Genomic DNA, 23,833 nt, shown 5'->3' on the forward strand with positions numbered 1-23,833 from the left:
CTCATCGGGTTGGAGCTTCTACGATCTCGAGCGCGGGCCCGCGCTCGCCCTCGATCACCGCGCAGCGGCCGCGCGCCAGCGGGAGGCCGTCCACCGCGAGCGGCAGGACGGCGTCGGTCGCCCGGTCGAGCACGAGCACGTCGCCGCAGCCGAGCCCGGCCAGCTCGGCGACGGTGATGCGGCTGCGGCCGAGCAGTGCGGAGAGCGAAACCGGGATTTCGGCAAGCGCGGCGCTGCCGGAGCCCAGGGGCGCGCCGGTGGCCGGCTCGGACAGCGCCTCGCGGACGAAACGCGCGAAGCACGGCGCCGACAACTCGACCTGGAGCGTCAGCCCGCGCGCGGCGGTCACGATCTCGAGCCGGTGCACCGGCCCATCGCCGCGGGCTGCTTCCGACAGATGCCAGACCGGCTTGCCGAGCGCGAGGCACTGGACCAGGCGGGACTTGAGGCCGTCCAGGCATTCCTTGCCCAGCGCCTCGAGCAGCGCGAGGTCATGCGCGTTGCGCTGGCCGGCCGCGGCCGGAACGCCGAGCACCATCGCCCCCAGTGCCATCGCGCCCGCCGACGGCACGCCGATCGCCGCGCCTTCGTCGCAGCCGTGCCACAGCAGCTTGCGCAACTCGGCACGCGGCGCCGCGACGCGCGCGAGCGCTCCGGCGACGCGCATCGGCTCGCCGGCGAACCACTCGCCCGACCAGCTCTCGACCATGTCGGCAAGCGCGCGCTGCGCCGAAGCGGGCGCAGCCGTGCCGTCGGGCAGCCAGGATCGGCAGGGCAGCGTCATCCCTGGCCCCGGATGCCGAAGAGCTGCTGGATCATGTCGTTCGAGACGCTGACGATCTGCGACGAGGCCTGGAAGCCGCGCTGGATCAGGATCAAGTCGCCGAACTGCTTGGACAGGTCGACGTTCGACGCCTCGAGCTGCCTGGCCTTGACCAGGCCTACCCGGGGATCGTCGCTGGCAAGATACATGCGCTCGCCGCTGCCGTCATAGCTGAACAGGCCGCCATCCTTCTCGGTCAGCGACCGGGTGTTGCGGAAATCGGCGAGCGCGACCGCGCCGAGATCGAGCTTCTGCGAATTCGAATAAGCGAGCTCGAGATGGCCGGTGGCGTTCACTGTCACCGTGGTCAGCGCCCCCACGCCGCGCCCGTCGATCGAGGATGCCCGCAGGTTCGAGACGTCGCCCGAGGAATAGGATTGCACGGCCGAGAAATCCAAGCTCACCTTGAAATCATTGGTCGCATCCTCGACTTCGATCTTGGCGGTGCTCGGATCGATCACGCTGCCGATGAACTTGAGGGTCTTGGTCGCGACCGTGCCCTTCTCGTCGCTGATCTTGACGGTCCATTCGCCGGCGGTCGTGCCCTTCTCGAACTTCGCGCTCCATTTGTGCGAGCCGCCCTTGGCGTCGTACACCATCATGTCGTTGATCGTGACTGCGTTGACGGCGGTGTTCGACAGATTGTCCGTGAAGGTGATCGCGGTGGTGCCGAGCGGAGCGTTGGTGCGCTTCTGGTCGATCGACAGGCTCACCGGGCGGCCGGAAGAGTCGAGCGTCGCCAGCCGGTATTTCGTGCCCGAGAGGACGATGAAGCCCTTGTCGTCCACTTCGAAGCTGCCGGTGCGCGCGTAGAGCATCCTGTCGCCGTCCATCAGGACGAGGAAGCCGCCGCCGTCGATCGCCAGGTCGAGGTCGCGCCCGGTCTGCCGCAGCTGGCCGGCGCTCAGGTCGAGCCGGCTCTCGCCGATGCCCACGCCGTTGCCGCCGCCGCTGCTGTCGGTGTCGTGCGAGAGCCCGCCCTGGCTGCCGCCGCCATAATAATTCTGGAAGGTCACCGTCGAACCCCGGAAGCCCGAGGTGTTGAGGTTGGTCACATTGTTGCTGACCTGCTCGAGCCCGCGGGAATAGGCGTTCAGGCCACTGAGGCCGATATAGATGGCACCGAACATGGCTTAGTTCCCCTTCCTGACTTGCGAGATGCTGGCGATCGCGAGGTTGCTGATGGTGCGATTGTCCGCCGTCTTGATCGTGATCCGCGGCATGCCGTTGTCGAAGGTGACCGCAGTGACCGTGCCGGTGAGCGTGGTCGCGCCCGCGGGCACGTCGACCTGGGTCCCGAGCAGGCTGGTGGCCTGGCTGGTCGCCTGGGCCGACACCAGCAGCTCGAGCCGGTCGTTCATCGTCTGGCTCTGCTGGATCTGCGAGAATTGCGCGAGCTGCGAGACGAACTCGAAATTGTCCATCGGCTTCAGCGGATCCTGATAGGTCAGCTGGGTCAGGATGATCTTGAGCAGCGCATCGAAGCCGAGGCCGAAGGCATCGGTCGCGGCGCTGGCGGTGCTGGCATTCTGCTGGGCAGCGGCATCGGCGCCCACTGGCGCGGCTTGCGCGATCATCGTTCACTCTCCCGTGGCGGCATGGCGTTGATTCGGATGCGGGCGGCGGAAAGCCCGTGGCGGCCGAGCAGCGCCGCGATCTCGTCGCGCAGCTGGTGCCGCTCCGCTTCGTCCAGCCCCTCGACCCGCGCCGCGACCTGCAGGCCGCTCTCCAGCTCGCGCAGGGCCACGTGCAGCGCCGAGCGCGCGGCGGCGGTCGGGCGATGGGCGCGGCGTTCCAGCGGGGCGGCCGGATCGGCGGCCTCGGCTTCCTCGATCGGCGCCGGCGCGGCGACCGCGGCACCCGTCGGCCCTGCCCCCGCGGAATCGGGCCCCGCCCCGGCGGCGCGCATCGCCAGCCCCTGTGCCGCGTCCGAACGCGATATCGTGCCCGCACTCCCGCGCGTCGAAACCGCGACATCCGGCCGCGGGCCCGCAACCTGGCCCGCCGGCGCCGCCGGGTTCCACGGCTCGGCGGACCCCGCATCCTCACGCGCCAGCGTCACGGCCAGCTCGGGTGTCTCGCCCGCATGGCCGAAAAAGCCGTTCTGGTTGAACCTATGGGCGAGCGGCGCGGACTCCTGCTGCCCCGGCTTCGCGGCCGCATCCTGCCCCGGCGCGAGCATCGCGGCGTCCGGCGCCGATGGGGAAGGCAGGTCGCCGGGCATCCCCTGCCCTCCCGCGAGCATTCCCCCTGCACCGAGCAGCTGCGCGAACAGGTCGCTCGGCGCCTCTCCGTGCTGTGGATCGGCGGAATCGCCGCGCCCCTCGGGCGGCACGGGGCCGGCATGCGGCACGGGTCCAATCATGATCGCCTCCAATTCGAAGCCAAGCGGTCGGCCAGCGCATCGAGCGCGCGTTCGTCGCGGTCGCGGCGGCGCGCGCGGCGACTGGTGTCGAGCGCGCGATCGGCGAGCCGGCAATGCGCGTCGCCGTCGTGCCAGGCCCGCTCCGCAGTCGCGCTCGCCTCGGCCATCTGCTCGCGATATGCCTGCGCGGCCGCGCTCGCGCGGCCATGTTCGACAAGCTCTCCGGCGAGCGCGCGGGCGAACTCCGGCGCGAACTCCGTGCCGCCGAGATGCGCGTCCCAGGCCCGCGCGGCTATTTCGGTGCGCTGGTCCGCACGCCGCGCCGCATCCGCGGCTTCTTCCTCGCGCTCCTGGGCCGCCGCCAGCTCCTGATGCGCGGCCATCCGCTGCGCGGCGCGGAGCGCGGCGATGTCGGCAAGCGCGCGATGGGCGCGGCGATCATGCATGGCCGCTGCTCCCCATCGCCGCGCGCAGGCCCGAAAGCGTATCGGCGAAGGCCGAATTCTCGCTTTGCCCCTGGCGCAGGAATGCCATCAGCTTTGCGCGCATCGCGATCGCCTGATCGATCTCGGCATTGGCGCCGCTCTTGTAGACGCCGCTTTCGATCATCACCCGCGCTTCGTCATAGACGCCGAGCTGGGTGACGGCTGCGCGCGCCGCGGCGGCATGCTGGCGTTCCATCAGCCGCGCAGCCTGACGGCTGATGCTGCGCGACACGTCGATCGCCGGGAAATGGCCGCGCTCCGCCAGCGTGCGCGACAGCACGACATGGCCGTCGAGCAGCGACTTCATCACTTCGACGATCGGGTCGTCGACATCGTCGGTCTCGCTGAGCACGGTCATCACCGCCGTGATCGCGCCGCGACCCGTGGCGCCGCACCGCTCGACCAGCCGCGGCAGCGCGGCGAAGACGTTCGGCGTATAGGCGCGCACCGTGGGCGGCTCGCCGGCGGCAAGGCCGATCTCACGCAGCGCCATGGCGAGGCGCGTGACCGAATCCACCACCAGCAGCACATGCTCGCCGCGATCGCGCCAATGCTCGGCCAGGCACGAGGCGACATTGGCGGCGCGGGCACGCAGCGCCGCGGTCTCGTCGGACGTCGCGGCGACCAGCGTGAAGCGCTCCGCATCGACGCGCGCGGAAAGCGTTCGCCAGATCGCCTCGACCTCGCGGCCGCGCTCGCCGACCAGGCACAGCACCACCCGGTCGCATTCGATCTGCCCCGCAAGCTGCTCGAGCAGGCTGGTCTTGCCAACGCCCGCTGCCGCAAAGATGCCGACGCGCTGCCCCTCGCCGAGCGTCAGCAGCCCGTCGATCGCGCGCAGGCCGGTCTTCACCATGTTCGCCGGTGCCGCACGATCAAGCGGGCGAGGCACCGATCCGGCAAGCGGAATCCGGGCCGCCACGGCCACATCGCCCTTGCCGTCGAACGGGCGTCCGAACGCATCGATCGCGCGGCCGGCAAAGCCGTCGCCCACCGCCGCCGCCCCGCCCCCGGGCAGCGCAGTCACCTGTGCGCCCGGACGCACCTGGCGATTCTGCTCGAGCGGCACCAGGATCAGCCCGGCCTCGTCGACCGCGGCAACCTCGACGCAGACAGCGCCGCCTTCCCCGGCCACCTCGCAAAGATCCCCCACCGTGCAGGCCGGGCCCGTAGCCTCGAAATGGCCATGCGCGACCTTGCGCACGAAGCCGACGGGGCGAACCAGCTCCAGGTCGCGCAGCCGCTGAAGGAAGGGATGATCCGTCATCCGGCCATCTCGGCAAGCAGCGCCGACAGCGCCTGCCACTGGGTGCGCAGGTCGAGATCGATCTGCCCGAGCCGGCATTCGATCCGGCTCGCACCGGCACGCAAGGCACGATCAGTCTGGATGCGCAGCCCTTCGGCGCCAAGCCCGTCCGAAAGCCCGGCGAGCGCGGCGGCATCCGGAAAATCCTCGGGGCTCACATGAATTGCGATCACACTCGACCGATGCAGGGCGGCGAGCTGACGCGCGATCATCGCCTCGGCCGGGGCGGCCCAATCCTCGCCATCGGCGAACAGCTTGGCGAGCGCGGCGCGGACGAGCTGCGGAGCGAGCCGATCGAGCGCTTCCAGCCGCGCGGCGAAATCGGCCCGGGCCTGATCCACCCCCCTGCGAAGCGCCGCGATTCCATCGGCCTCCCGCCGCTCGGCCTGGATCAGCCCCTCGCGCCGGCCTTCCTCGCGCGCCGCCTCTACTGCGCGTTTGGCGGCCGCCGCATCCTCCGCACGCTGGCGCTGGAACCGCTCGATCTCGGCGATCAGCTGCGCGCGCTCGATATCGCGCGGATCCGGCATCGGCGCGTCGTTCGCCTCCACCGATAGCCTGGAGCCACCGATGAAGCTGCGCACCGCGACGGCGGCATCCGACTTGATGAGCATCGTCACAGCGGCTTGCCGCGCGGCCGGAGCAGCCCGCCCATCGTCTGGGCCAGCGACAAGCCGCGATTCGGTTCGGCGCGCGTCGCGCCCTTCCCCGCCGGCGCCAGGAACGCATCGAGCGCACGCCGCCCCGCCACGGTGAGCCCGGTATCGCTCGCCTCCAGCCGTGCGGCGATATCGGCCGAATAGGGAGAGACCGGCTCCACGGGCCCGCCTGCCGGCGCGGCGAGCCGCGCGCGGACGCGGCGGCGCTCCTCGACGCCCAGCTTCGCAAGCACGGCCCTGCGATCGGCGGCGGGCATGCCCCGCAGTTCGTCGATCAATATGTCGAGCCGGGCTTCAGGCAGCAGCATCGCCGGCTTCCTCTGTCATGTTGAGCTGGCGGCGCAGCCGCTGCGCGAACGCCTCCTGTTCCTCGCCGCTCATCCGGCCGCGCGAACCGCCGAAGCGCCAGACCAGCACCGCCGCCATCGCAATGCCGGCAACGATCCACAGCCAGATCGGCGGCCAGGCAAAGACCTGCGCCGGCACCGGCGCAGTTGCCGCGGGCGCGCTCGCCGCCGCATAGCTGGGCTGCGCGACGGGAGGAGCGGAGACAGGCTGGTCGATCGGCCCGATCTCGAACGACAGGCTGTCGCCGGCCTGATCGTTCAGCCCCGTGGCCTGGACGATGGCGCCCCGCGCAACCTGCTGGTCTTCGGGGTTGATCGGAGTCTCGCTGATGAACAGGATACGCAGGCGAAAATTGCGCGCCGCGCCATCGCCGGAGGGTGTCCAGCCGGCGGCGGGCACCGTCGCCGGCTCTCCGTCCCCGGTTCCTCCGGCGGACGCCGCACCGTTCGGAAAGAGCAGGACCCGCAGCGCGAAGCGCACGCCCGGCATCTGCCGCTCGACGGCGCCGCGCGCCCGGGCGCGATAATAATTCTCGACCGCCCCGCGCTCCTCGATATCGGCGGGACGCTCGGCACCCGGGGCGCTTTCCACCACCGGCGCGGGGCTGATCACGTGCCCCGCAGCATCGAGGACCACGACCTTGCTCTGGGGCAGGTCGGGAACCGCGGCGGCAACCAGCTGCTGGATCCCCGCGACGCGTGCCGGATCGGCCGTCTGGCCCGGCTTCATCGTGACGGTCACGGCCGCCTTGGGTTCGACCCGATCGCCGCGGAACAGCGCCTTTTCGGGCAGCGCGAGATGAACGCGCGCCGTCTCCACGCCCTCCATCGCCGTGATGGTGCGGACCAGCTCGCCCTGCAACGCGCGCTGATAGTTGATCTTCTGCGCGAAGTTGGTGAGTCCCATGTCGGACTTGTTGAACAGCTCGAAGCCGATCTGGCCGCGCGCCGCCGCGTCCGATCCGGCGATCGCGACGCGCGTGGCGTCGGCCTGCCCCTCCGGCACCAGGATGGTCGCGCCGCCGTCGCGCAGGCGATAGGGGACGCCACGCTTGTCGAGCTCGGCGACGATCGCCGAGGCGTCGGTCGGGCGCAGCCCCTGCGCGAGCACGGCATAGTCGGTGCGCAGGAACAGGAAATATCCGATCGCGAGCAGCAGCAGGACGAGCGCGAAGACGCCGCCCAGCAGGTATAGCTGTCCGCGCGGGGCGGCAGGAGCAGGAACAGGGTTTTCCATCGGAAATCAGCCGGTCAGAGAGGAATGTTCATGATTTCGCGATAGCCCTCGACGATCCGCGAACGGACCTGCATCGCAAGTTCCACCGAAAGCCGGGCCTGTTCCAGCGCCATGGTGACCTGATGTACCGGCACCGAATCGTCGATGGTGAACTGCTGGACGAGCTTGTCGGCAGTGGCGATCTTCTGATCGACGCCGCGCAGCCCGCTCATCAGCACTTCACCGAAACCGGCGCCTCCAGCCGGCTGCGCGACCGTCGCAGTCGCCTCGCCCAGACGCATGGCGATCGGTGCCGCGTCGGCGTGGCCGATCGCCGCGATCCCCTCGATCCCGGTCATGCCTGCTTGCCCAGTTCGGCGGCGCGCGAATACATTTGCTGCGCGATGCTCATCGCGGTGAGATTGGCCTCATAGGCGCGCGAGGTCTTGATCAGCAGCGTCATCTCGGATGCGTGATCGACATCCGGATAGGTGACGAAGCCATCGGCATCGGCATGCGGATGGCCGGGTTCATGGACACGGCGCGTGCCCGCCGCCATCGGCTCGAGCCCGAGCACCTCGACTCCGCCGGGCACCTTGTCGCCCGCTTGCACGAGATGCGCGAAATCGACCTGCGGCCCGGACAGCAGGCGCAGCGGATGGAACGGCTCTCCCGAAGCGGTGCGGCTCGTATTGATGTTGGCGAGGTTCTGCGCGATCACCTGAAGGCGCTGCCACTCGACGTCCAGGCCGGTGCGGCTGATGGCGATGGCGTCCATCTCAGCGGCCTCCCGACACGATGGTGCGGGCCAGGTCCATTTGCCGACCGAGGATCGAGAGCAGCGCGCCATAGCGCATCGCGGTCTGCGAGGCGTTGGCGATTTGCAGATCAAGCCGCATCTCGCTGGCGACACGCGGCATCGGCTCGAGTTCGATCCTGGGTTCGACTCCCGCGATCGCCCCGCCGCCCTGCGCCGCCGCGCTGCGCAGCCTGTCCTCGAAAGTGACGCGGATCGGCCGGTAATTGGGCGAGTTCGCGTTGGCGATGTTCTGCGCGGTCGCCTGATAGCGCGCGGTAAGCCCGTCGAGCGCCTTGGCGATCAGCGCCGTTGAAATACTCTCCATTTCCCCACCCTTTTCACGCTCACTGAACGATGATTTCCGCGTGCAGCGCGCCCGCGGTCTTGATTGCCTGGAGGATGCTGATCATGCGCCGCGTATCGACATGCGCGCGCGACAGCGCCTGGACGAGGTCGGCGACCGAAGTGTTGGGAAAGCGGAACGACTTGTCCCCCACCCCCTGGGCCACTTCGAGCTTGGTATTGGTGACGACCAGGCTGCTGACGTCGCTCGCGAAGCCGCCATAGAAGCCGCCGCCGGGCTGCGATGCGCTGCGCTCGCCGGTCACCGTCACCTTGATGTCGCCCTGCGCGATCGCGACGCTCGAGATCATCACGTCGCCGCCCGCCACCACCGTGCCGGTGCGCTCGTTGATCACGATGCGCGGCGAGACGGCGGGCTCGACCCGGACATTCTCGAGCTGCGCCACGAAGCCGGTGACCTCGCCGGGCACGCCGGTGAAATGAATGCGCACTTCGTCGGCATTCCTGGCAAGCGCAGTGCCATCGCCGAACCGCGCATTGATCTGATCGGCAATGCGCTGCGACGTCGAGAAACTCGGATTCGCGAGCAGGAACGCAATCTCGTTGCCGCCCCGCAACACTGCGGACTCGACCGGCGCTTCGATTGTGCCGCCGCCCTGAAGCACCGCGGTGGTCGGGTAGTTGCGCTGCTGCTGATTGAGATCGGCATCGAAGCGATAGCCTCCGACGAGCAGCGGCCCCTGTGCCAGCGCATAGGTGCGCTGGTCCGGGCCGAGCAACGGCGTCATGATCAGCGTGCCGCCTGCCAGGCTGCGAGCGTCGCCGATCGAGGAGACAGTGACGTCGATCCGGTCACCGACATTGGCCGAAGGCGGCAGCACCGCGGTGACCATCACCACCGCGACGTTGCGGCTGCTGAGCTGATCCTCGCTGACGCTGGTGCCCAGGCGGCTCAGCACGTTCCGCAGCGCCTGGCGCGTCACCACGCTGCGGCGCGTGTCGCCCGATCCGGCAAGGCCGGTGACCAGGCCATAGCCCACCAGCGCATTCTCGCGCCAGCCGTCGAACCTGCCCAGGCTCTTGAGCGGCACCGACTGGGCCATGGCGGGAGCGGTCGGCATCGCCACGGCCAGGAGAAGGGCCGCCACGGAAACGGTTCCGGCGACGCGCATCAGCCCAGCCCCAGCAGCGAGAAGATGCGGTTGAGCAGCCCCGGCCTGGCGCTGCGCGAGACGAAGCCCTTGCCGTCATAGTTGATCTGCGCATCGGCGATCCGGCTCGACAGCACGCTGTTGTCGCTGCGAATGTCCTCGGGCCGGATCCGCCCCCGCACGGCGATCAGCGTCTTCTCGCCGTTCACATGAAGGCGCTGCTCGCCGACGATAAGATAATCGCCATTGGGCAGCACCTGCTCGATCGTGACGCTCAGCTGCGCCACCAGCCGCTCGCTGCGGCGCACTTCGCCCCGCCCGGTATAGCCGCCCCCGAAGGAAAGCTGGCCGCTCTCGTTGATCGAGCCGGCGTTGAGCCCGCCCGACAGATCGGTGCTCTTGCGGGTGGCGTTCTGCGTGGTGTTCGAAGCCTCGGCCGCCTGCTGGACGACCACCGTGATCGCATCGCCCACGCCACTGGCGCGGCGATCCGCGGCCATCGAGGACCAGTTCCCGCCCTTGTAGAGATCCTGGGCGGCCGCCGGCGTCGCGAAGAGTAGGGCCATCGCGGCGGTTGCCAGCGGAAGCCTCATCGCGCACCCTCCTGGCCGGCCAGGGCGAGCGGCGCGGCGAAGACCTTGCCTTCTGCGTCGCGCACGAACAGGCGGGCGCCGGCGCGGCCCGGCTGCATCGTCGTCACCCTGCGCTCGACCGTCACAGGGCCCGCCACCGAACGCAGCGTGAGCGGCGCGCCCTTGCCGATCGCATTCCGCGGGAGCGCAGCCACCCGCCCGAGATAGGCCCCCGCCGGCAATGCGTCGCGCGTCACCGCCAGCCCGTCCCGACCATAGCGCAGCGTCGCCGGTGTCGTGCCACGGCATGTTGCCGCAATCACGTCGCCGGCCGTGACGGCGGCACCTGCCGGGATCCGAGTGGCCGCCGCGAAGCAGGCGCCAGGGTCATGGCCGGGGCCCGCCGCGATCGCAACGCGTATCCGGACGGTCTCCGTCGCCGGCAGGGACACGCGCAACCCGGGCACCCGGCGACGCACCAGCGCGGCGAGATCGCGGGCCGGCAGCGCAAGCACCGCCGCGCCGCGCGGCAACCGCGCCACCACCAGATCGGCGATGCGCGCCGGCAAACTCCCGTCGCGCGCCGTGACCAGATCGCCGACGCGCAGTTGCGCCGAACCTAGCCGGACCACGGGCCTGACCGTGACATCCACGGCACCGTCCCCGGCCATAGCAGCGACGAGCGCCAGCCCCATGACGATTCCCCCTGCCATGTTGCTAGCGCCGCAGGCCGTTCGCGATGCCCATCAGCTGATCGGCGGCCTGCACGATCTGGGCATTTGCCGCATAGGCGCGCTGGACGAGCATGAGCCGCACCATCTCGTCGGTGAGCGCCACGTTCGATTGCTCGATCGAGCCCTGGACGAGCATGCCCGTGCCGTCTTCTCCCGGCACCGCCTCGCTGAGCGCGCCGGCATCATCGACGCGATAGAGGCCGCCGTCGAGCCGCGAGACTGCCGATGGATCGTTGACCCGGACCAGCTGAAGCTGCCCCAGCTCGACCGGATCGACGCTGTCCGGCACGCGCACGCGCACCACGCCATCCTTGCCGATTTCGATCGCGCCGGCGTCGCCGGGCACCGTGATCGCGGCACGCAGGGCGATGCCGTGGCTGGTTGCAAGCTGGCCATCGTCATTCACCTTGAGCGCGCCGCCGCGCCACAGCAGCGTCTGTCCCCCCGGCCCCATCAGCTCGATGAAGCCCCGGCCGTCGATCGCGACATCAAGCTGCTGCCCCGTGCGCTCGAGCTGGCCCTGCTCGTTCAGCATGAACTGCGTGTCGAGCATCACACCGGCAGTGTCGGCAGGCGGGCGGCGCAGGTCCGGCGTCGCCACGTCCTGCGGGCGGCTGGCGACCACGTCCGAGAAGCGCTGCTGGACGCGCTTGAACGCCGGCGTGTTAACATTGGCGATGTTGTTCGCGATGCCGTCCAGCGCGCGCTGCTGGGCCTGGAGGCCCACCGCCCCCACGTAGAAGGCGTCGCTCATCGCGTCTGGCCCAGGCTGGAGATCGCGCGGCCGATCAGGTCGTCATAGACCTGCACCAGGCGAGCGCCCCCTTCCGACTGGCGCAGCGCGGCCATCATCGCGACCATCTCCTCGCCCATCTCGACGTTCGAGCTTTCCACGAGGCCCTGGCGGATCACCGGGCCGCCAACTGAATCCATCGCACCCGGCCCCGCGGAGAAATAGGATTCGCCGACCGGCTCGAGCGCCTGCGGATCGCTGGCCGCGAACAGCTCGATCCGCGCAACCGGGCGACCGTCCTCGATCACCGTTCCGTCCTGCTGGATGGTTGCCGCCTCGCGATCGAGCACCAGGTCCCCTCCCCCTTGCTGCTGCAGCACATAACCCTGCGGCGTGACCAGGTTACCCTCCGCCGAGAGCCGGAACTGGCCCTGGCGCGAATAGACAAGGCGATCGCCGGCACGGAGCTGGAAGAACCCGTCGCCGCTGATCGCAAGGTCGAACGGATTGCGAGTTTCGGTGAGCTTGCCCTGCGTGAAGTTACGGCGGACCGCAACTTCGGGCAGCGGCCGCACATCGCTCTCCGAAGCCTGGAGAAGCTGCGAAAATCCTATCTGCCGCTTGAACCCGGGTGTGGAAACGTTCGCGACATTGTGCGCCGCCACTTCCAGCTTTCTTTCAGACGCACTAAGAATAGCCGTCGCCGCATCGACGAGACCCGACATACCACCCCCCGGTTACTGTCTCGATATGAGACAGATACCGATATTCTCCGTCAAGTGCCGTCGTGAAAGAAATATTTCAGCATGTTTCACTCACGATACGAGCATGGAAACGCCGCGATTCGCGGATATTACCCGCATCAAGCCTGCAATCATCTGTCATACTTCAATAGTCCGAATCGATTTACATTCGTTTTGGTCCATTTTCTCTCGGATGACGTTTCGCGCTTCGTGAACGGTAAAAGCACGGCATACTCGATCCGATATGGGACCATTGGTCGCCCGCGTGCCCGGTGCTTCGGCCCGCGCCGGAGTCGAGGCTCGATCAAGACCTTGATTTCGTTTCGCCATACCTGCCCAGCCGACGATCCATGGCCAAGGGGCGGAGCGGGGGCAGCAGGCCCTGCCCCTCCGCATGGCATTCGTGCGTGGCGCCGATATCCCGCGCTATCCCGGCTCCCCGCCCGTGCGGGGATGCCGGGGCCCGCTGAATGCGTCGCGACGCTGGGCAGGGAGCCCGGCAAGCCCTTGATATTGACGCCGCCGGCCCAGCAAAGGTGGAAACTTGGAGTGCCGCCGAGCGCGGGTGCGATCGAAGCGCGCCACGCACACGCCGCCGCCCCGCCGATCCAAAAGATCAGTCCGGGATACGCACGCCCGAGATGCGCGCGCCCGCCGGCAGCCCCCGCGCCTGGCGGATGAGGTCCACGCTCACCGACCAATAGACTTCCATGTCGATCAGCTCGAGATTGGCGGTGGTGTCCTGTCCGCCGAGGAACAGCGGACGGATATAGCCGACGCACTGGTTCACGCGCGGCGCGGGCTTGCCGCTCCCGCGCCAATTCTCGAAGAACTCATCGGCCAGCGCGGCATCCGGCGCATCGACGAGCTCTTCGTCATGGAAGGTCAGCACGTTGCAAGGTATCTCGAGTGCCGAGGCCGTGCCCGGCTCGAACATCATCACGCCGTCGCGTCCCTGGATATCCGACTTGCTGGTCGTGGCGAAGATCCGGCCCAGCCAATCGCTTCCGAACACCGTGACGGCGCCCGCGAAATCGGGGAAACCCTCTTCCACCATCGCATTGTATTTGGGCAGCTGGATGGGATCGAACACCCGATAGATGCCGCCGTTGAACGAGACGCCGCCGAACCGCTCGAACAGTTCGGCAAGCGCTGCGTCGCCGGGACGGACCGGCAGCGGAACCGAGGGCCGATCGAAATCCTGGGAGAATGCTTCGGTGAAATCGTCGAACACCTGCTACCTCACAATCCTAATGCACGATCCTGATGCCGGAAACCTTGGTACCGGATGGGACTCCGCGCAATTGCCGGCCGATCTGCGCGCCGAGGCTCCTGTTCACGCTCAAGTCCAGCGGCCGCAAATTCGATATAATGTCGGCGCCTCCCAGCTGTAAATCGATGATATGGTCCACATCCGCGCCAGCGGGGATGGCATTGCCCGCCTGGCGATAGCGCGCCGCCGCCGAAGTGCCGCTGCGCACCGAAGGCGTCACGCGCAATTCGGCCGCATTGAGCGCATTCACCTTCTCGAGCGCGGCGGCGCGCTGCTCGGCATTCCATCCCTTCTTCATCTTCACGGTCAGCTCGATGGCCTCTTCGGCCTTGGCTACCGCGCGCGCCGCCTCGGCACCCCGCACACCCATCGCGGCTGCCCGGGTGCCGCGGATCGCAGTCGTCACCAGGTTCGAGCTGCCCAGCGTCGCAACAGTCAGGCCGACTTCACCGACGGCGAGCAGGCCCCAGCCCGCCGCAGCCCAGTAGTTGCCCGACTGATAGGCCTCCCAGGCGGACTTGCCGCTGCCATAACCGGGAACGATGACCTGCGCGGCGACATCCGCCACTTGGCCGACGGTGATCCCGCTTCCGTTGCCGGCCTCTCCTCCCTGGCCGGCAGGGGTGGTGAGCGGCGAGATCTGCGGCACGATGTCCGCGCCGACGCTGAGCTTGATCCCCAGCCCCGGAATTTCGACCGTGCCGCCGGTATAGACATAGGTGTCTCCGCCGGTCGACATGAAGCGGGTGGCGCCACCGCTGCGCTCGAACGCCGCCCAGAAGCTGGTGACGCCGGCCGCGTTCCCGGTGAAGTCCACATTGATGCCCGGCGTATTGGCAACCGCGACGCCGTCCGTCGCCAACCAGGCCGGCAGGCTCGTCTTGATGTAGAAATGGTGATCGTCATCGTTGACGATCGGCACGTCCGGCCCGGCGCGCAGCTTCGGCTTGCCGTCGTCGGGAACAGCCGCACCCCGTTGTATCGCTTCGCCGCGCGCGCGCATGGCCGCCAGATCGCCGCGAACCACCACGCCGTTGTCCGTCAGGTCGAAGGTGATGCCATATTGCCTATAGGCCTCGAGATCCTCCGGGGTTCGGCTGTTGAGCCACTCCGCGCCTGCGGTGCGAACCGCATTGACCGGCTTGGGCTGCTCGGGCGCCTTGAGCGTGGCACCGCGCAACATCAGGTCGCTGAGCGCCTGGCCGATGACGTCAGGTATCCCCGCGACCAGGTTGTCGCCGAAGCTCGTGCCCTCGATCGCGCTGCGGGTCGCGGCACTCGCCACCATGGCGGCGGCGCTCTGGCCGAGATGGGCGAAATGATTGCCGATGCTGGTGTCGCCGATGGTGGCCACTGCGCCACCGGCATTCTTGATGTCGGTGAACGATTTGGCGCCAAACAGCTTGCCCGCCTCGAAGCTGGCCATCGCGCCCACGCCCGCCGCGGCCACGCCCGCCCAACTGAACTTGTCCTGCAGCCCGGTGGCGACGCCGATCCCCTGGCTGACGAGGCTGCTCGCCGCCGAAGTGACGCCGGCGCGGATCACGCCGCTCTTGATGCCGTCGAAGATCCCGCTGCCGCCGATGCCGGCACTGACGCCGCCGCCGATCGCCGCGAGGCCCACCGCCTTCCAGCTGAACTTCTCCTGGATGCCGGTGGCGACACCGATGCCCTGGCTGACGATCGAGCCGACTGCCGCCGCGCCGGCGCCGATCGCAATGGCGCCGCCCAGCCCGATGCCCGCGGTGGTGGCGAGGGTTCCGCCGAGCACCGCGGAGATGCCGGCGCCGATCGACGAGATCGACGGGGCCAGCGCCGCCGCCGCCGCGCCGGCCGTGACCACGGTGACGGCGATCGCCACCACCGCGAGCAGCACCATGCCGATCACGCCGCACTTGTTCTTCTTGCCCCCGGCCTGGGGCTGCGGCGTCGAAGGCGTGACGTCGCCGATCGCCTCGGCCGGATTGTACGGCTTGAAGCCGGTCGCGTTGTAGCTGCTCTTGATGACTCCACTCGGCAGAGTCAGCGTGCGGCCCTCGGCCAGCGCCGTCGCGCCGCTGATGCCATTGGCATCGGCGATCCGGTACCAGAGGCTCGAATCGCCCCACATCGCCAGCGCGATGCCCTGCAGCGTGTCGCCCGCACGGACAGTGTAGCTGCCGCCCGACGATCCCTGGCTGTAGCTGTTGATCGGATCGTAGCTGTTGGCGAAATCGGCATAGGACATGCCGTAGCTCGAGCCGTTGCGGAAGGCGCCCGGCGTGGTGGGCGACACGGTCTGCCGCTCGCCGATCGACTGCGCAGTCGATACCTCGCTGGTGCCGTTGTTGCCGACATAGCCGAGCTGGCGGCCGTTGAAGCGGTACCAGATCTCGTGCGGGTCGCCGTTCGACCAATTATAGTCCTGCTCGTCGCGGCGGATAATCTGTCCGTCGCCGTTGAGCTTGAAGCTGACGTTGCGGGCCCGCGCGTCGCCGACATAGAGCGATGTCAGCTGCCCCAGGCCGTTATAGTAGAAGCTGGTGTAGTAGGTGGTCGACTGGCCCGTATTCGGCTTGTGCGCGATCTGCGACTGCACCGCCCCGTCCCACCAGGCGAAGCTGTTGGTGGTCAGCGTGTCGGGCGCGTTGGCGTTGTTGTTGTCGCGATAGTTGATCGTCGAGACACTGATCGCCGCGCCGAGCGCATAGTTCGTGCCATAGCCATAGTCGTAATAAGTGTACGACTGATAGGTGTGCCCGTCATATTTCTTGGTCGAGCTGTTCTCGTAGGTAATCTGACCCTTGTTGTTGTAGCTCGCATAGCGGCTATAGGCGATGGTCGAGCCGTTCGCTTCGTAATCGGTCTGCGAAGTCTGGTGCCCCGTCAGGTCATAATAGAAGCGCGAACGGAGCGTGCCGGTCGAAGGCGCGGCCGGGATGGTGCCCGGCGGCGTCGCGATGCCGGTGTTGTAGTCGTAGTCCTCGCCGACATAGCCGCCCATCGAGGTCTGGATCTCGAACACCCGGCCGGCGCTGTCATAGCTATAGTTCTCGCGGCTCTCATAGTAGCTGCCGGGATAGTAATAGCCCCACTCATAGTCGTAATAGCCGGGCGAATATTCGGTGCGCATCACCGCGATGCGCTGGCCGGCGAGGTCGTACAATATGTCCTGCCCGCCGCCGGTGCCGTACACCGCCTCGCCGCGCACGATCTGTCCGCCGCGCAGCGTGCCCTTGTCGGTGACGACGCGGTTCATGCTGTCATAGCGGAACCAATAGTCGCTCGTATTGGTGTAGGACGAGACATTGCCCTGATAGTCGAGCGTCCGATAGGTCGCGGTGGTGCGGCGGACATTGCCGTTCGCGTCATATTCATAGGCGAGGTTCGCCGCGGGGAGCGTCGCCGTGCCCGTCTCGACAAAGGTCTTCAGCCGACCAAGCGCGTCATAAGTTGCGGACGAGTTCTGGAGCGTCGCCGAAGTGGTGTAATAGCTCTCGTCGACCCAATAGCTGTTGGTGACGTACCCGTAATAGGGGTCATATTCCTCGTACCAATAGCCTGGCTGATAATAGCCCGCTTCCTCGCTGGTCTGCTCGGTGAGGCGCTGGCCAAGCTTGTCGTAGCTGTAGCTCGAGACAGTGCGCGCCCAGGTAGAGTTGGCCACCGGGTTGGGCGCCCCGAGGATCGTCGAGCCGAGTTGGCCGGTGTTGAGGTAATTATAGGTCGTGTACACGCCGCCCGTGCCCGACTGGTAGAGCCGGCCGGCGACGTCGTAGCTGTAGGACCAGACATGGCCGCCGAGATCGGTCTTGGCCGTGGTCCGGCTGAAGATGTCCTTGCTCTCGACCAGCGTCCTGCCATTGGCGTGAGTCGTAACCTGGGTCCAGCCGCCGAAAGTGCCGATCCCGCTGGTCGAGATGCCGCCGTTCCAGGCATAGGAGAAGCTGGTCAGGTCGCCGCCGAACCCGAGCTGGCTGGTCACCCGGCCAAGCGAATCATATTCGGTCAGCGCCTTTTCGGGCGTGTAGCCGATGATCGGCGTGTAATATTCCCAATGGCCCCCGCCGCCATAATAGCCGCCATAGGGGTCATAGGGATCCTCGACCCAATAGGCTTCCTCGGGGCCGTAGACCGGGTTCTGATACTGGTTGTTCCACGCCTGGATCCGCTGGCCCAGCCCGTCATAGGCGAAGTTCTCGACCAGGCCGCCATAGTGCGAGACGGTCGTGACGCGGCCCATCGCGTCATAGTCCTGAGTGGTGACCCGGCCGATCTGATCGGTGACGCGGCGCACATCGCCATGGATGTCATAGGCATTGGCGATCTTGCCGCCATCGGCGGCGAAGCTCGTCGCGATCAGCGCTGCCCCCGTGCCATAGCCGGTGCCGGCGAGGAAGGTGCGCGTCGAGAGATTGCTGTTCGCGTCGCGGCTGCCGATCAGGCGGCCGCTCAGGTCATAATAATAATATTCGGTCGGGCGGACATATTGCTGGCCGCCATTCTCCAGCGTGATCCAGACGGCCGGGCTCTCGCTTTTGATCAGCTTGCCCATCGCGTTGTAGCTATAGTCGAGCGTGGCGCCGAGCGCGTTGGTCTCGCTCACCACCTCGAGGAAGGCGTTGTAGGTCCGGCTGGTGACGAGCTGGTCGCTCGCCGAGGCGCTGAGCTGCCGCCCCTCCTCGACCACCTGCACGGCCAGGTTGCGCTTGTCGTAGCTGGTATAGGTGGCGTTGACCGTCGCCAGACCGACCAGCGACAGCGCGCCCGCAAAGGACTGGCCGGCCAGACTGGTGCCCGCCGAAGTGATGACCACGGTCTGGTTGCCGTTGCGGTCATAGCCGAAGAACTTCCACACGCCGTCACCGGCATTGGTCGCGGTCAGCCGCCCGCCATTGTCATACTGGTTCTCGGTCTGCCACAGCCCGTTGACGCCGTTCTTCCAGACTTCGCCATAGCCGGTATATTGGGACTGGCTGTAGTCGAGCATGGCATAGCTGCTGCCGTTCCAGGTCGCGACGCCCTGGAAGACCTTGCGCCCGGCCAGGTCGTAGCGCGTGGCGATCGCGTCGGTGACGGCGCCGCCGGCCGCGGTGGTCCGGCTGTAGCTCTCGCGCTTCACCCGGCCCGCCACGTCATAGGCATAGTAGCGCGTGAAGCCCGATGCGTCGGTCATGCTGCCAAGGCGGCCGCCGGCGCCGTAACTATAGGTCGTGACCCGCGTCGGCGCGTTGGTCGCCCCCGACTGGACCGAGCGCGAGAGATTGCCGAGCGCGTCGTATAGATACTGGGTGGTCGGCGAGACCCACTGGCCGTTGAAGTCGACGAACGCCGCGCGGGTCTCGACCGCCAGGCGGCCGGCCCCGTCATAGCTGTAATTGGTCTGGTCTCCGGTCGCCTCGATCTTGCGGATCACCTGGCCAAGGCCGTTGTAGAGATACTGGATCGTCGCGGTGCCGGTGACCGAGGTTAGCGCACCGTTGCTCGCGTTGATCGCATAGGCCTCGACCGAGAGGCGCGCTTCGGACGTGCGGTTGCCGTTGCGGTCATAGCCATATTGCGTGGCTCGGTCCGCGCCGGCCGTCGCCACTGCCGGCGCACCGGCGACCGAAGCGACCCCCGTGAAGCGAGTCGCATAGCGGCGCTCGCTGGTGACGTTGCTGTCGGGATCATAGGTCCAGCCGGTAAGATAGCCCTGGGCGTCCAGCTGGCCGGTCTTGCGACCCAGCAGATCGTACCAGCTGAAAGTCTCGCCGCCATTGGGATCGGTGACCTTCTGGAGGTTACCGTTCGCGTCATAGGCGTAGTAGGTGACGAGATCGGCGGCGGCATAGCCGCTCGCATAGTTGCCCGATACGATCCCGGCGACCTTGCTCCAGGTGAGACGATCGAGCGCGTCATAGTTGAAGAACGTCTCGCGATAGCTGCTCGCCGGGGGTGACGGCGGCGTGGCGCCGACCGTGCCCGGCAGCGCGATCGACCCGGCATAGGCCCGGCTGCTCTTGAGATTGCCATTCGCGTCGTAAGTGTAGCTCGAATAGCTGTTCTCGCTCGCCGAGGTCTGGCGGATCTCGACCTTCCTGCGGTTGAGCGCATCATAATAGAGCAGCGTCCGCGCGCCCGCCGCGTCGATCCGCTCCTTGACGTTGCCGCGCGCATCGTAGCGGATCGTCTCGACCGGGGTGACTGTCGTCACCGTCACCAGATCGTCGGCAATGACGTTGACTGCGTCGCCGCGCGTCTCGATCAGCCTATCGTTCTTGTCATAGGTGAAGGTCGTCGTGCGGCGATAGGCGAGATTGTCCGCCTCCACCTTCCTGGTGCGGTTGCCGCGCGCATCATATTCGAAGCGATTGACGACGACGGCGCTGGTGAGATTGCCGGCGGCGTCATAGGTCGCCATCGGCAGCGTCTCGGTGAGCATCTGGCCCAGCCGGTCATAGCCATAGGTAGTCGTGGCGCCGGCGACGGCGCTGTCGGTGGCCGATTTGGCGGTGACCGAGAGGCGGTTGCCGAAGGCGTCGTAGCTATAGGTCTCGAAGAAGCCCATCGCATCGGTAGCACGCGTGGTCCGCCCGAGCTTGTCGTATAGGAACGACGTGACCGAATCCTCGCCGGCATTGGCCGCCACCGCAGGCGGCGTCGCCATTGCCGCGCCGCCGCTCACCTGGTTGAAGCGGCGGGTAAGCGTCGAGATCTCGCCGAAGGTGGTGAACTGCGTCTCGGTCAGATAGTCCCCGGCGTCGCGCACATGGGTGACGCGACCGAGCTTGTCGTACCAGCGATAGGTGGTGCCGCTGCCCGGATTGGTGATCTTCCAGGCCTCGCCGAACCCATTATACTCATAGCTCGTCGTGCCGCCGAGCGCATTGGTCTCCAGCTTGAGCTGGCCGAGCTTGTCGTAGCTGTAACTGGTCAGGTTCCCGTTCGGATCCCACATCTGGGTGCGGTTGCCGAGCCCGTCATAGGCATAGGTGGTGGTAGAGCTGTCCGCCGTGTTCCAGCCGCGAATCTCCGTCACGACGCGGCCCGCGGCATCATAGCCATAGACGGTGACCACCTGGTCGCCGGTGCCATAGGCATCGTAGCGCGCGTTGAGCCTGCCGGTCGCGGTATAGTCGTACAGCGTGACCACGCCCAGCGGGTCGGTCTCGGTGTAGAGCTTGCCGTCCGGATGATAGGCGAAGCTGCGCGCGGCATAGTCGCCGGCGCCCGCCGATGCCGCATCGACCTGGGCGATCGTCGCCGTGTTGGAGACGCTGATCCTGCTGGCCCAGACGACGCTGCCCGTGACCTTGCCCGAAGCGCTGTAGTCGGTGCGCGAGACATAGCCCTCGGCATCCACGACGTAGCGCGCTTCGCCGCGCGCGGTATACCAGGTCCGCGTGATCCTGTCGGCGGCGCCGCCCGCATTGTTGCCCGACCAGCCGTTCATGGTGGCGATCACAGGCAGCGAGCCGCTGACATATTTCGCGCCATATTCGACAGAGCGGATCACCTGCCCGCTGGTGTCGTAGCTCAGTCCGGTGACGCCGCCATCGGCATCGATCGAATAGGCCAAGCGCCCCGCCGCGTCATAGACCGACCAGTTCGTGCGGTTGTTGGCGTTGCCCGCCATGGCGGCGGTGAGCGCCTTCACATTGTCATAGGTATAGTCGCTAGTCGCGGCCATGGCGGCGGCATAGCGGAGCACGCTCGTCTGCAGCCCCGCCGCGTCATAGCCATAGGCGATGACTTGGTTGAGCCCGTCGACGGCGTAGCGCAGCAGCCCCTGGCCGTCATAGACATAGCGCGTCACCCGATCATTGGCCGAGGTGCCGACACTGGCCACCAGGTCGTTGAAGCTGCCCCCCGCGCGCAACCCCGCCGCGGCGGCATTGTACGACGCGATCTCGGCGACCTTGATGCCCGCCTTGTCAAAGACGTTGCGGACCAGGAACCCTTCGCCGTCGAGCGTGCCGAGCATGCGGCCGTCGCGATCGTAGAAGGCGCGAGTCACCGCCGCGGTCGCGGTCGGCGCGGGGATGTCGGTGAGCAGCGGCGGCGTGGTCTTGAAGGCGGCGACCTGCGTGGTGGTCAGCTTGACCGCATAGGCGGTGGTGGCGACCAGATGCCCGGCCTTGTCATAGGCCATGGTCGCGACACTGCCGTCGCCGGCGACCGAGGCGACGAGCTGGCCGAGCTTGTCATAGACCGACCAGCTCCACAGGTCCGAGCCGCTCGCGGCGGGGCGGATCGCGCCCGGCTCGAACACGCTGTCCGGATTCTGGAGAATGGCGAGCTGGCCGGCGGTCAGCCGCGTCGCATAGCGCGTGGTCGCCACGATCTTGTTGTTCGCATCGTAGCGATACTCGGTCATGTCGCCATAATGGTTGACCTCGGCGATCAGGCGACCGGCCTTGTCATAGGCATAATAGCGATTGAGGCCGACCGGATCGGTCGCGATGCGCAGCCGCCCGAGCTTGTCATACTGGTTCGCGCCCGTGCCGCCCGCGACATAGCTGCCGCTGTCGGACTGGCTGATCAGGTCGCCGGCCTTGTTGTAGGTGGTGACCGTCACATAGCCCGAGGCGAGCGTGACCGTGGTGGTGGTCGCCGTGTCGTTGAAGACGAAGCTGGTGGTGCCGCCATTGACGTCGCTCGACGCAGTCAGGCGCCCCATGCCGTCATAGACGAAGGTCTCGGCGACTTGCCCGTCACGGTTGCGCGAGAGCAGGCGGCCCGACTGGTCATAGGTGTAATAGGTGCCGCTTGCGCCCTCCGCAGCGGATTCGGCGCCCGCCGCACTCGCGATCCCGAAGCTGCGGGTCGAAGTCATGTTCCCGCGGGCGTCATAGGTGTTGAGCGTGATCTTGGTCGACGACCGGTCGCCCAGGCCGTTGCGCCAGGCATCCATCGCCGCTTCGCTGAGCGCGCCCGAGCCGATGGCATAGCTGTGCTCGGGATATTCGATCGTGTACTGGACCTCGCCCGCCGCCGTGTAGCGATATTCGGTCACATAGCCTTCGCCGCTGACGACGTAGCGCAGATGCTTCTCGGCATCATAGGCGTAGCGGGTAGTGACGCTCACCGCTGCGCCGCTGGCATCGGAGGCGGTGTGCGTCTCGGTCAGCAGCTCGTTCCGGCTGCCATAGGTGCGGGTGACGACATTGCCCGCGCGATCGGTCGCGGTGAGGAGGTTGCCGTTGCCGTCATAGGCGTAGCTCGCCGAATTGCCGGAAGCATCGGCGGTGCTGATCAGATCGCCATTGGCGTTGTAGCCGAACTGCACGACTTGCTGCGCGGCGCCGCTAGAGGCGGGTGGCGCGGTGATCTTCGTCAGGTTGCCCGCCGCGTCGTAATCGAGCCTGGTCACTTGCCCGGCGGCGTCGGTTATCGTGGTATAGCCGCCATAATAAGCTAGCGTCGTCACGCGGTTGACGCCCGCGCCGGCAAGCTGGGTCAGCGTAGCGACGCGGCCCGATCCGTCATAGGTGACGCTCAGGCTCGAGCCGTCCTTCTGGGTGATGCTGTTGACGCGGCCGGCGCCGTCATAGCCATAGCTCGTCCAATAGGAATCGGCGTCGCCGGGCAGCGTGTTGTCGGCGGGCGTGAGATCGGTGCGGACCTTGGTCAGCTGCGAGCCGCTATATTCGTACCAGACGCGGGACAGCGTCTTCGAGGTGCCCGTCGCGAGATCGGTATAGCCGGTGGTGACCTTGGTGATGTTGTAGCCGGACCAGCTATATTGCACCCAGGCGCCGTCAGCCGTGGTCGCCTTGTCGAGCCTGTCGCCGACATAGGTATAGCTGATCGCGTTGAAGTCGGTATCGCCTTCCCAGACGATGCGGCCGCCGTTCAGTTCGTCATATTTCTCGACGCGCTGCGTATCGCCGTCGGTCCAGATCCACTGGCTGCCCGACTTGACGATCAAATCATAGGCGCCCGCACCTTCCATCGAGACATAGGCCGAACGTCCGGCGTCCCAGGTGTAGATCGTCTCGCTGCCATCGGCCGAGACGCGGCGCACGGTCGTCCCGGTGACCGCCGTCACGCGCCGGTCGGTGCTCTGGCGCCATTTGTCGTTATTGTCGTCGGCGGCGCTCGCCTGGCTGTTGAAGGCGCGGCCGATCGCGACATCGGGGCCGCGACCGACGAGATATTCGTCCTGCCGCGAGATCAGCAGGTTGCCGTTCGCGGCGTTGACGAGGACATTGTCGCCCCCGCGCCCCAGCGATGCGCTGCCGAGCAGGCCCGAGCCGCCCAGAACCGAGCCCGATCCACGCTCGAAGCCCGTGCCGGCACCCGTGAAGATCGCAACCATCCGCCCCTCCAAATCGCCGGAGCGGCAGTCCCTTGCGGCCGC

At 67.4% G+C, this 23,833-nt stretch carries 19 protein-coding genes; all 19 read right to left on the bottom strand.

From position 1 onward, the window contains the following. Position 1: 1 nt before the first annotated feature. A complete protein-coding gene (locus FFS08_RS18500) occupies positions 2-784 on the bottom strand; it encodes a FliM/FliN family flagellar motor C-terminal domain-containing protein (protein WP_171012699.1) in 783 nt (260 codons plus the stop codon). Continuing rightward, a complete protein-coding gene (locus FFS08_RS18505) occupies positions 781-1,953 on the bottom strand; it encodes a flagellar hook-basal body complex protein (RefSeq protein WP_137861316.1) in 1,173 nt (390 codons plus the stop codon). The genes FFS08_RS18500 and FFS08_RS18505 overlap by 4 nt, the downstream gene beginning before the upstream one ends. Before the next feature lie 3 nt (positions 1,954-1,956). Further along, entirely contained in the window at positions 1,957-2,400 is a 444-nt protein-coding gene (locus FFS08_RS18510) for a flagellar hook assembly protein FlgD (protein ID WP_137861317.1), read from the bottom strand. After that, entirely contained in the window at positions 2,397-3,188 is a 792-nt protein-coding gene (locus tag FFS08_RS18515) for a hypothetical protein (protein WP_137861318.1), read from the bottom strand. The genes FFS08_RS18510 and FFS08_RS18515 overlap by 4 nt, the downstream gene beginning before the upstream one ends. Further along, positions 3,185-3,634, bottom strand: a complete 450-nt coding sequence (locus tag FFS08_RS18520) for a hypothetical protein (RefSeq protein WP_137861319.1) — start codon at positions 3,632-3,634, stop codon at positions 3,185-3,187. Before FFS08_RS18520 ends, FFS08_RS18515 begins: the two co-directional genes overlap by 4 nt. Next, positions 3,627-4,940: a FliI/YscN family ATPase gene (locus FFS08_RS18525; RefSeq protein ID WP_137861320.1), complete on the bottom strand. Its 1,314-nt coding sequence runs from the start codon at positions 4,938-4,940 to the stop codon at positions 3,627-3,629. Before FFS08_RS18525 ends, FFS08_RS18520 begins: the two co-directional genes overlap by 8 nt. Next, entirely contained in the window at positions 4,937-5,593 is a 657-nt protein-coding gene (locus tag FFS08_RS18530) for a FliH/SctL family protein (protein ID WP_502702051.1), read from the bottom strand. Before FFS08_RS18530 ends, FFS08_RS18525 begins: the two co-directional genes overlap by 4 nt. A 2-nt stretch (positions 5,594-5,595) precedes the next feature. Next, on the bottom strand, positions 5,596-5,946 hold the full coding sequence (locus tag FFS08_RS18535; protein ID WP_137861322.1) for a hypothetical protein: 351 nt from the start codon (positions 5,944-5,946) through the stop codon (positions 5,596-5,598). Continuing rightward, on the bottom strand, positions 5,933-7,222 hold the full coding sequence (gene fliF, locus FFS08_RS18540; RefSeq protein WP_137861323.1) for a flagellar basal-body MS-ring/collar protein FliF: 1,290 nt from the start codon (positions 7,220-7,222) through the stop codon (positions 5,933-5,935). Before fliF ends, FFS08_RS18535 begins: the two co-directional genes overlap by 14 nt. Positions 7,223-7,236: 14 nt before the next feature. After that, the gene (fliE, locus tag FFS08_RS18545) at positions 7,237-7,560 is read right to left on the bottom strand and encodes a flagellar hook-basal body complex protein FliE (RefSeq protein WP_137861324.1); all 324 of its coding nucleotides are present in this window, start codon (positions 7,558-7,560) and stop codon (positions 7,237-7,239) included. Continuing rightward, a complete protein-coding gene (gene flgC / locus FFS08_RS18550; RefSeq protein ID WP_137861325.1) occupies positions 7,557-7,979 on the bottom strand; it encodes a flagellar basal body rod protein FlgC in 423 nt (140 codons plus the stop codon). The genes fliE and flgC overlap by 4 nt, the downstream gene beginning before the upstream one ends. Before the next feature lies 1 nt (position 7,980). After that, positions 7,981-8,325 carry a flagellar basal body rod protein FlgB gene (locus tag FFS08_RS18555; protein ID WP_137861326.1) on the bottom strand — a complete coding sequence of 115 codons (345 nt, stop codon included), beginning with the start codon at positions 8,323-8,325 and terminating at the stop codon, positions 7,981-7,983. Positions 8,326-8,344: 19 nt separating this feature from the next. Continuing rightward, positions 8,345-9,451 carry a flagellar basal body P-ring protein FlgI gene (gene flgI, locus FFS08_RS18560; RefSeq protein WP_249340968.1) on the bottom strand — a complete coding sequence of 369 codons (1,107 nt, stop codon included), beginning with the start codon at positions 9,449-9,451 and terminating at the stop codon, positions 8,345-8,347. A 23-nt stretch (positions 9,452-9,474) separates the two neighbouring features. Beyond that, positions 9,475-10,047, bottom strand: coding sequence for a flagellar basal body L-ring protein FlgH (locus FFS08_RS18565; protein ID WP_171012700.1), 573 nt, complete (start codon positions 10,045-10,047; stop codon positions 9,475-9,477). Beyond that, positions 10,044-10,739 (bottom strand): hypothetical protein, encoded by a 696-nt coding sequence (locus FFS08_RS23615; protein WP_171012702.1) that lies wholly within the window; start codon positions 10,737-10,739, stop codon positions 10,044-10,046. Before FFS08_RS23615 ends, FFS08_RS18565 begins: the two co-directional genes overlap by 4 nt. Positions 10,740-10,743: 4 nt before the next feature. Further along, positions 10,744-11,514, bottom strand: a complete 771-nt coding sequence (locus FFS08_RS18575) for a flagellar hook-basal body protein (RefSeq protein ID WP_137861330.1) — start codon at positions 11,512-11,514, stop codon at positions 10,744-10,746. Next, on the bottom strand, positions 11,511-12,218 hold the full coding sequence (locus FFS08_RS18580) for a flagellar hook-basal body protein (protein WP_137861331.1): 708 nt from the start codon (positions 12,216-12,218) through the stop codon (positions 11,511-11,513). Before FFS08_RS18580 ends, FFS08_RS18575 begins: the two co-directional genes overlap by 4 nt. 634 nt (positions 12,219-12,852) lie before the next feature. Continuing rightward, positions 12,853-13,470 (bottom strand): DUF1851 domain-containing protein, encoded by a 618-nt coding sequence (locus tag FFS08_RS18585; RefSeq protein WP_137861332.1) that lies wholly within the window; start codon positions 13,468-13,470, stop codon positions 12,853-12,855. Positions 13,471-13,486: 16 nt separating this feature from the next. Then, complete coding sequence (locus FFS08_RS18590) at positions 13,487-23,791, bottom strand: LysM peptidoglycan-binding domain-containing protein (RefSeq protein WP_137861333.1); 10,305 nt, start codon at positions 23,789-23,791, stop codon at positions 13,487-13,489. Positions 23,792-23,833: the final 42 nt, after the last annotated feature.

The organism is Sphingomonas sp. 1F27F7B, from assembly GCF_005503355.1.
Taxonomy (GTDB): Bacteria; Pseudomonadota; Alphaproteobacteria; order Sphingomonadales; family Sphingomonadaceae; genus Sphingomonas.

What these genes read in the sequence shown, in the direction of transcription:
- FFS08_RS18590 (WP_137861333.1), bottom strand. Translation starts at nt 23,791, where the DNA reads ATGGTTGCGATCTTCACGGGTGCCGGCACGGGCTTCGAGCGTGGATCG.
- FFS08_RS18575 (WP_137861330.1), bottom strand. Translation starts at nt 11,514, where the DNA reads ATGAGCGACGCCTTCTACGTGGGGGCGGTGGGCCTCCAGGCCCAGCAG.
- FFS08_RS18565 (WP_171012700.1), bottom strand. Translation starts at nt 10,047, where the DNA reads ATGAGGCTTCCGCTGGCAACCGCCGCGATGGCCCTACTCTTCGCGACG.
- FFS08_RS18520 (WP_137861319.1), bottom strand. Translation starts at nt 3,634, where the DNA reads ATGCATGATCGCCGCGCCCATCGCGCGCTTGCCGACATCGCCGCGCTC.
- FFS08_RS18515 (WP_137861318.1), bottom strand. Translation starts at nt 3,188, where the DNA reads ATGATTGGACCCGTGCCGCATGCCGGCCCCGTGCCGCCCGAGGGGCGC.
- FFS08_RS18535 (WP_137861322.1), bottom strand. Translation starts at nt 5,946, where the DNA reads ATGCTGCTGCCTGAAGCCCGGCTCGACATATTGATCGACGAACTGCGG.
- FFS08_RS18510 (WP_137861317.1), bottom strand. Translation starts at nt 2,400, where the DNA reads ATGATCGCGCAAGCCGCGCCAGTGGGCGCCGATGCCGCTGCCCAGCAG.
- FFS08_RS18530 (WP_502702051.1), bottom strand. Translation starts at nt 5,593, where the DNA reads ATGCTCATCAAGTCGGATGCCGCCGTCGCGGTGCGCAGCTTCATCGGT.
- FFS08_RS23615 (WP_171012702.1), bottom strand. Translation starts at nt 10,739, where the DNA reads ATGGCAGGGGGAATCGTCATGGGGCTGGCGCTCGTCGCTGCTATGGCC.
- FFS08_RS18525 (WP_137861320.1), bottom strand. Translation starts at nt 4,940, where the DNA reads ATGACGGATCATCCCTTCCTTCAGCGGCTGCGCGACCTGGAGCTGGTT.
- flgC (WP_137861325.1), bottom strand. Translation starts at nt 7,979, where the DNA reads ATGGACGCCATCGCCATCAGCCGCACCGGCCTGGACGTCGAGTGGCAG.
- FFS08_RS18555 (WP_137861326.1), bottom strand. Translation starts at nt 8,325, where the DNA reads ATGGAGAGTATTTCAACGGCGCTGATCGCCAAGGCGCTCGACGGGCTT.
- FFS08_RS18500 (WP_171012699.1), bottom strand. Translation starts at nt 784, where the DNA reads ATGACGCTGCCCTGCCGATCCTGGCTGCCCGACGGCACGGCTGCGCCC.
- FFS08_RS18505 (WP_137861316.1), bottom strand. Translation starts at nt 1,953, where the DNA reads ATGTTCGGTGCCATCTATATCGGCCTCAGTGGCCTGAACGCCTATTCC.
- fliF (WP_137861323.1), bottom strand. Translation starts at nt 7,222, where the DNA reads ATGGAAAACCCTGTTCCTGCTCCTGCCGCCCCGCGCGGACAGCTATAC.
- FFS08_RS18580 (WP_137861331.1), bottom strand. Translation starts at nt 12,218, where the DNA reads ATGTCGGGTCTCGTCGATGCGGCGACGGCTATTCTTAGTGCGTCTGAA.
- fliE (WP_137861324.1), bottom strand. Translation starts at nt 7,560, where the DNA reads ATGACCGGGATCGAGGGGATCGCGGCGATCGGCCACGCCGACGCGGCA.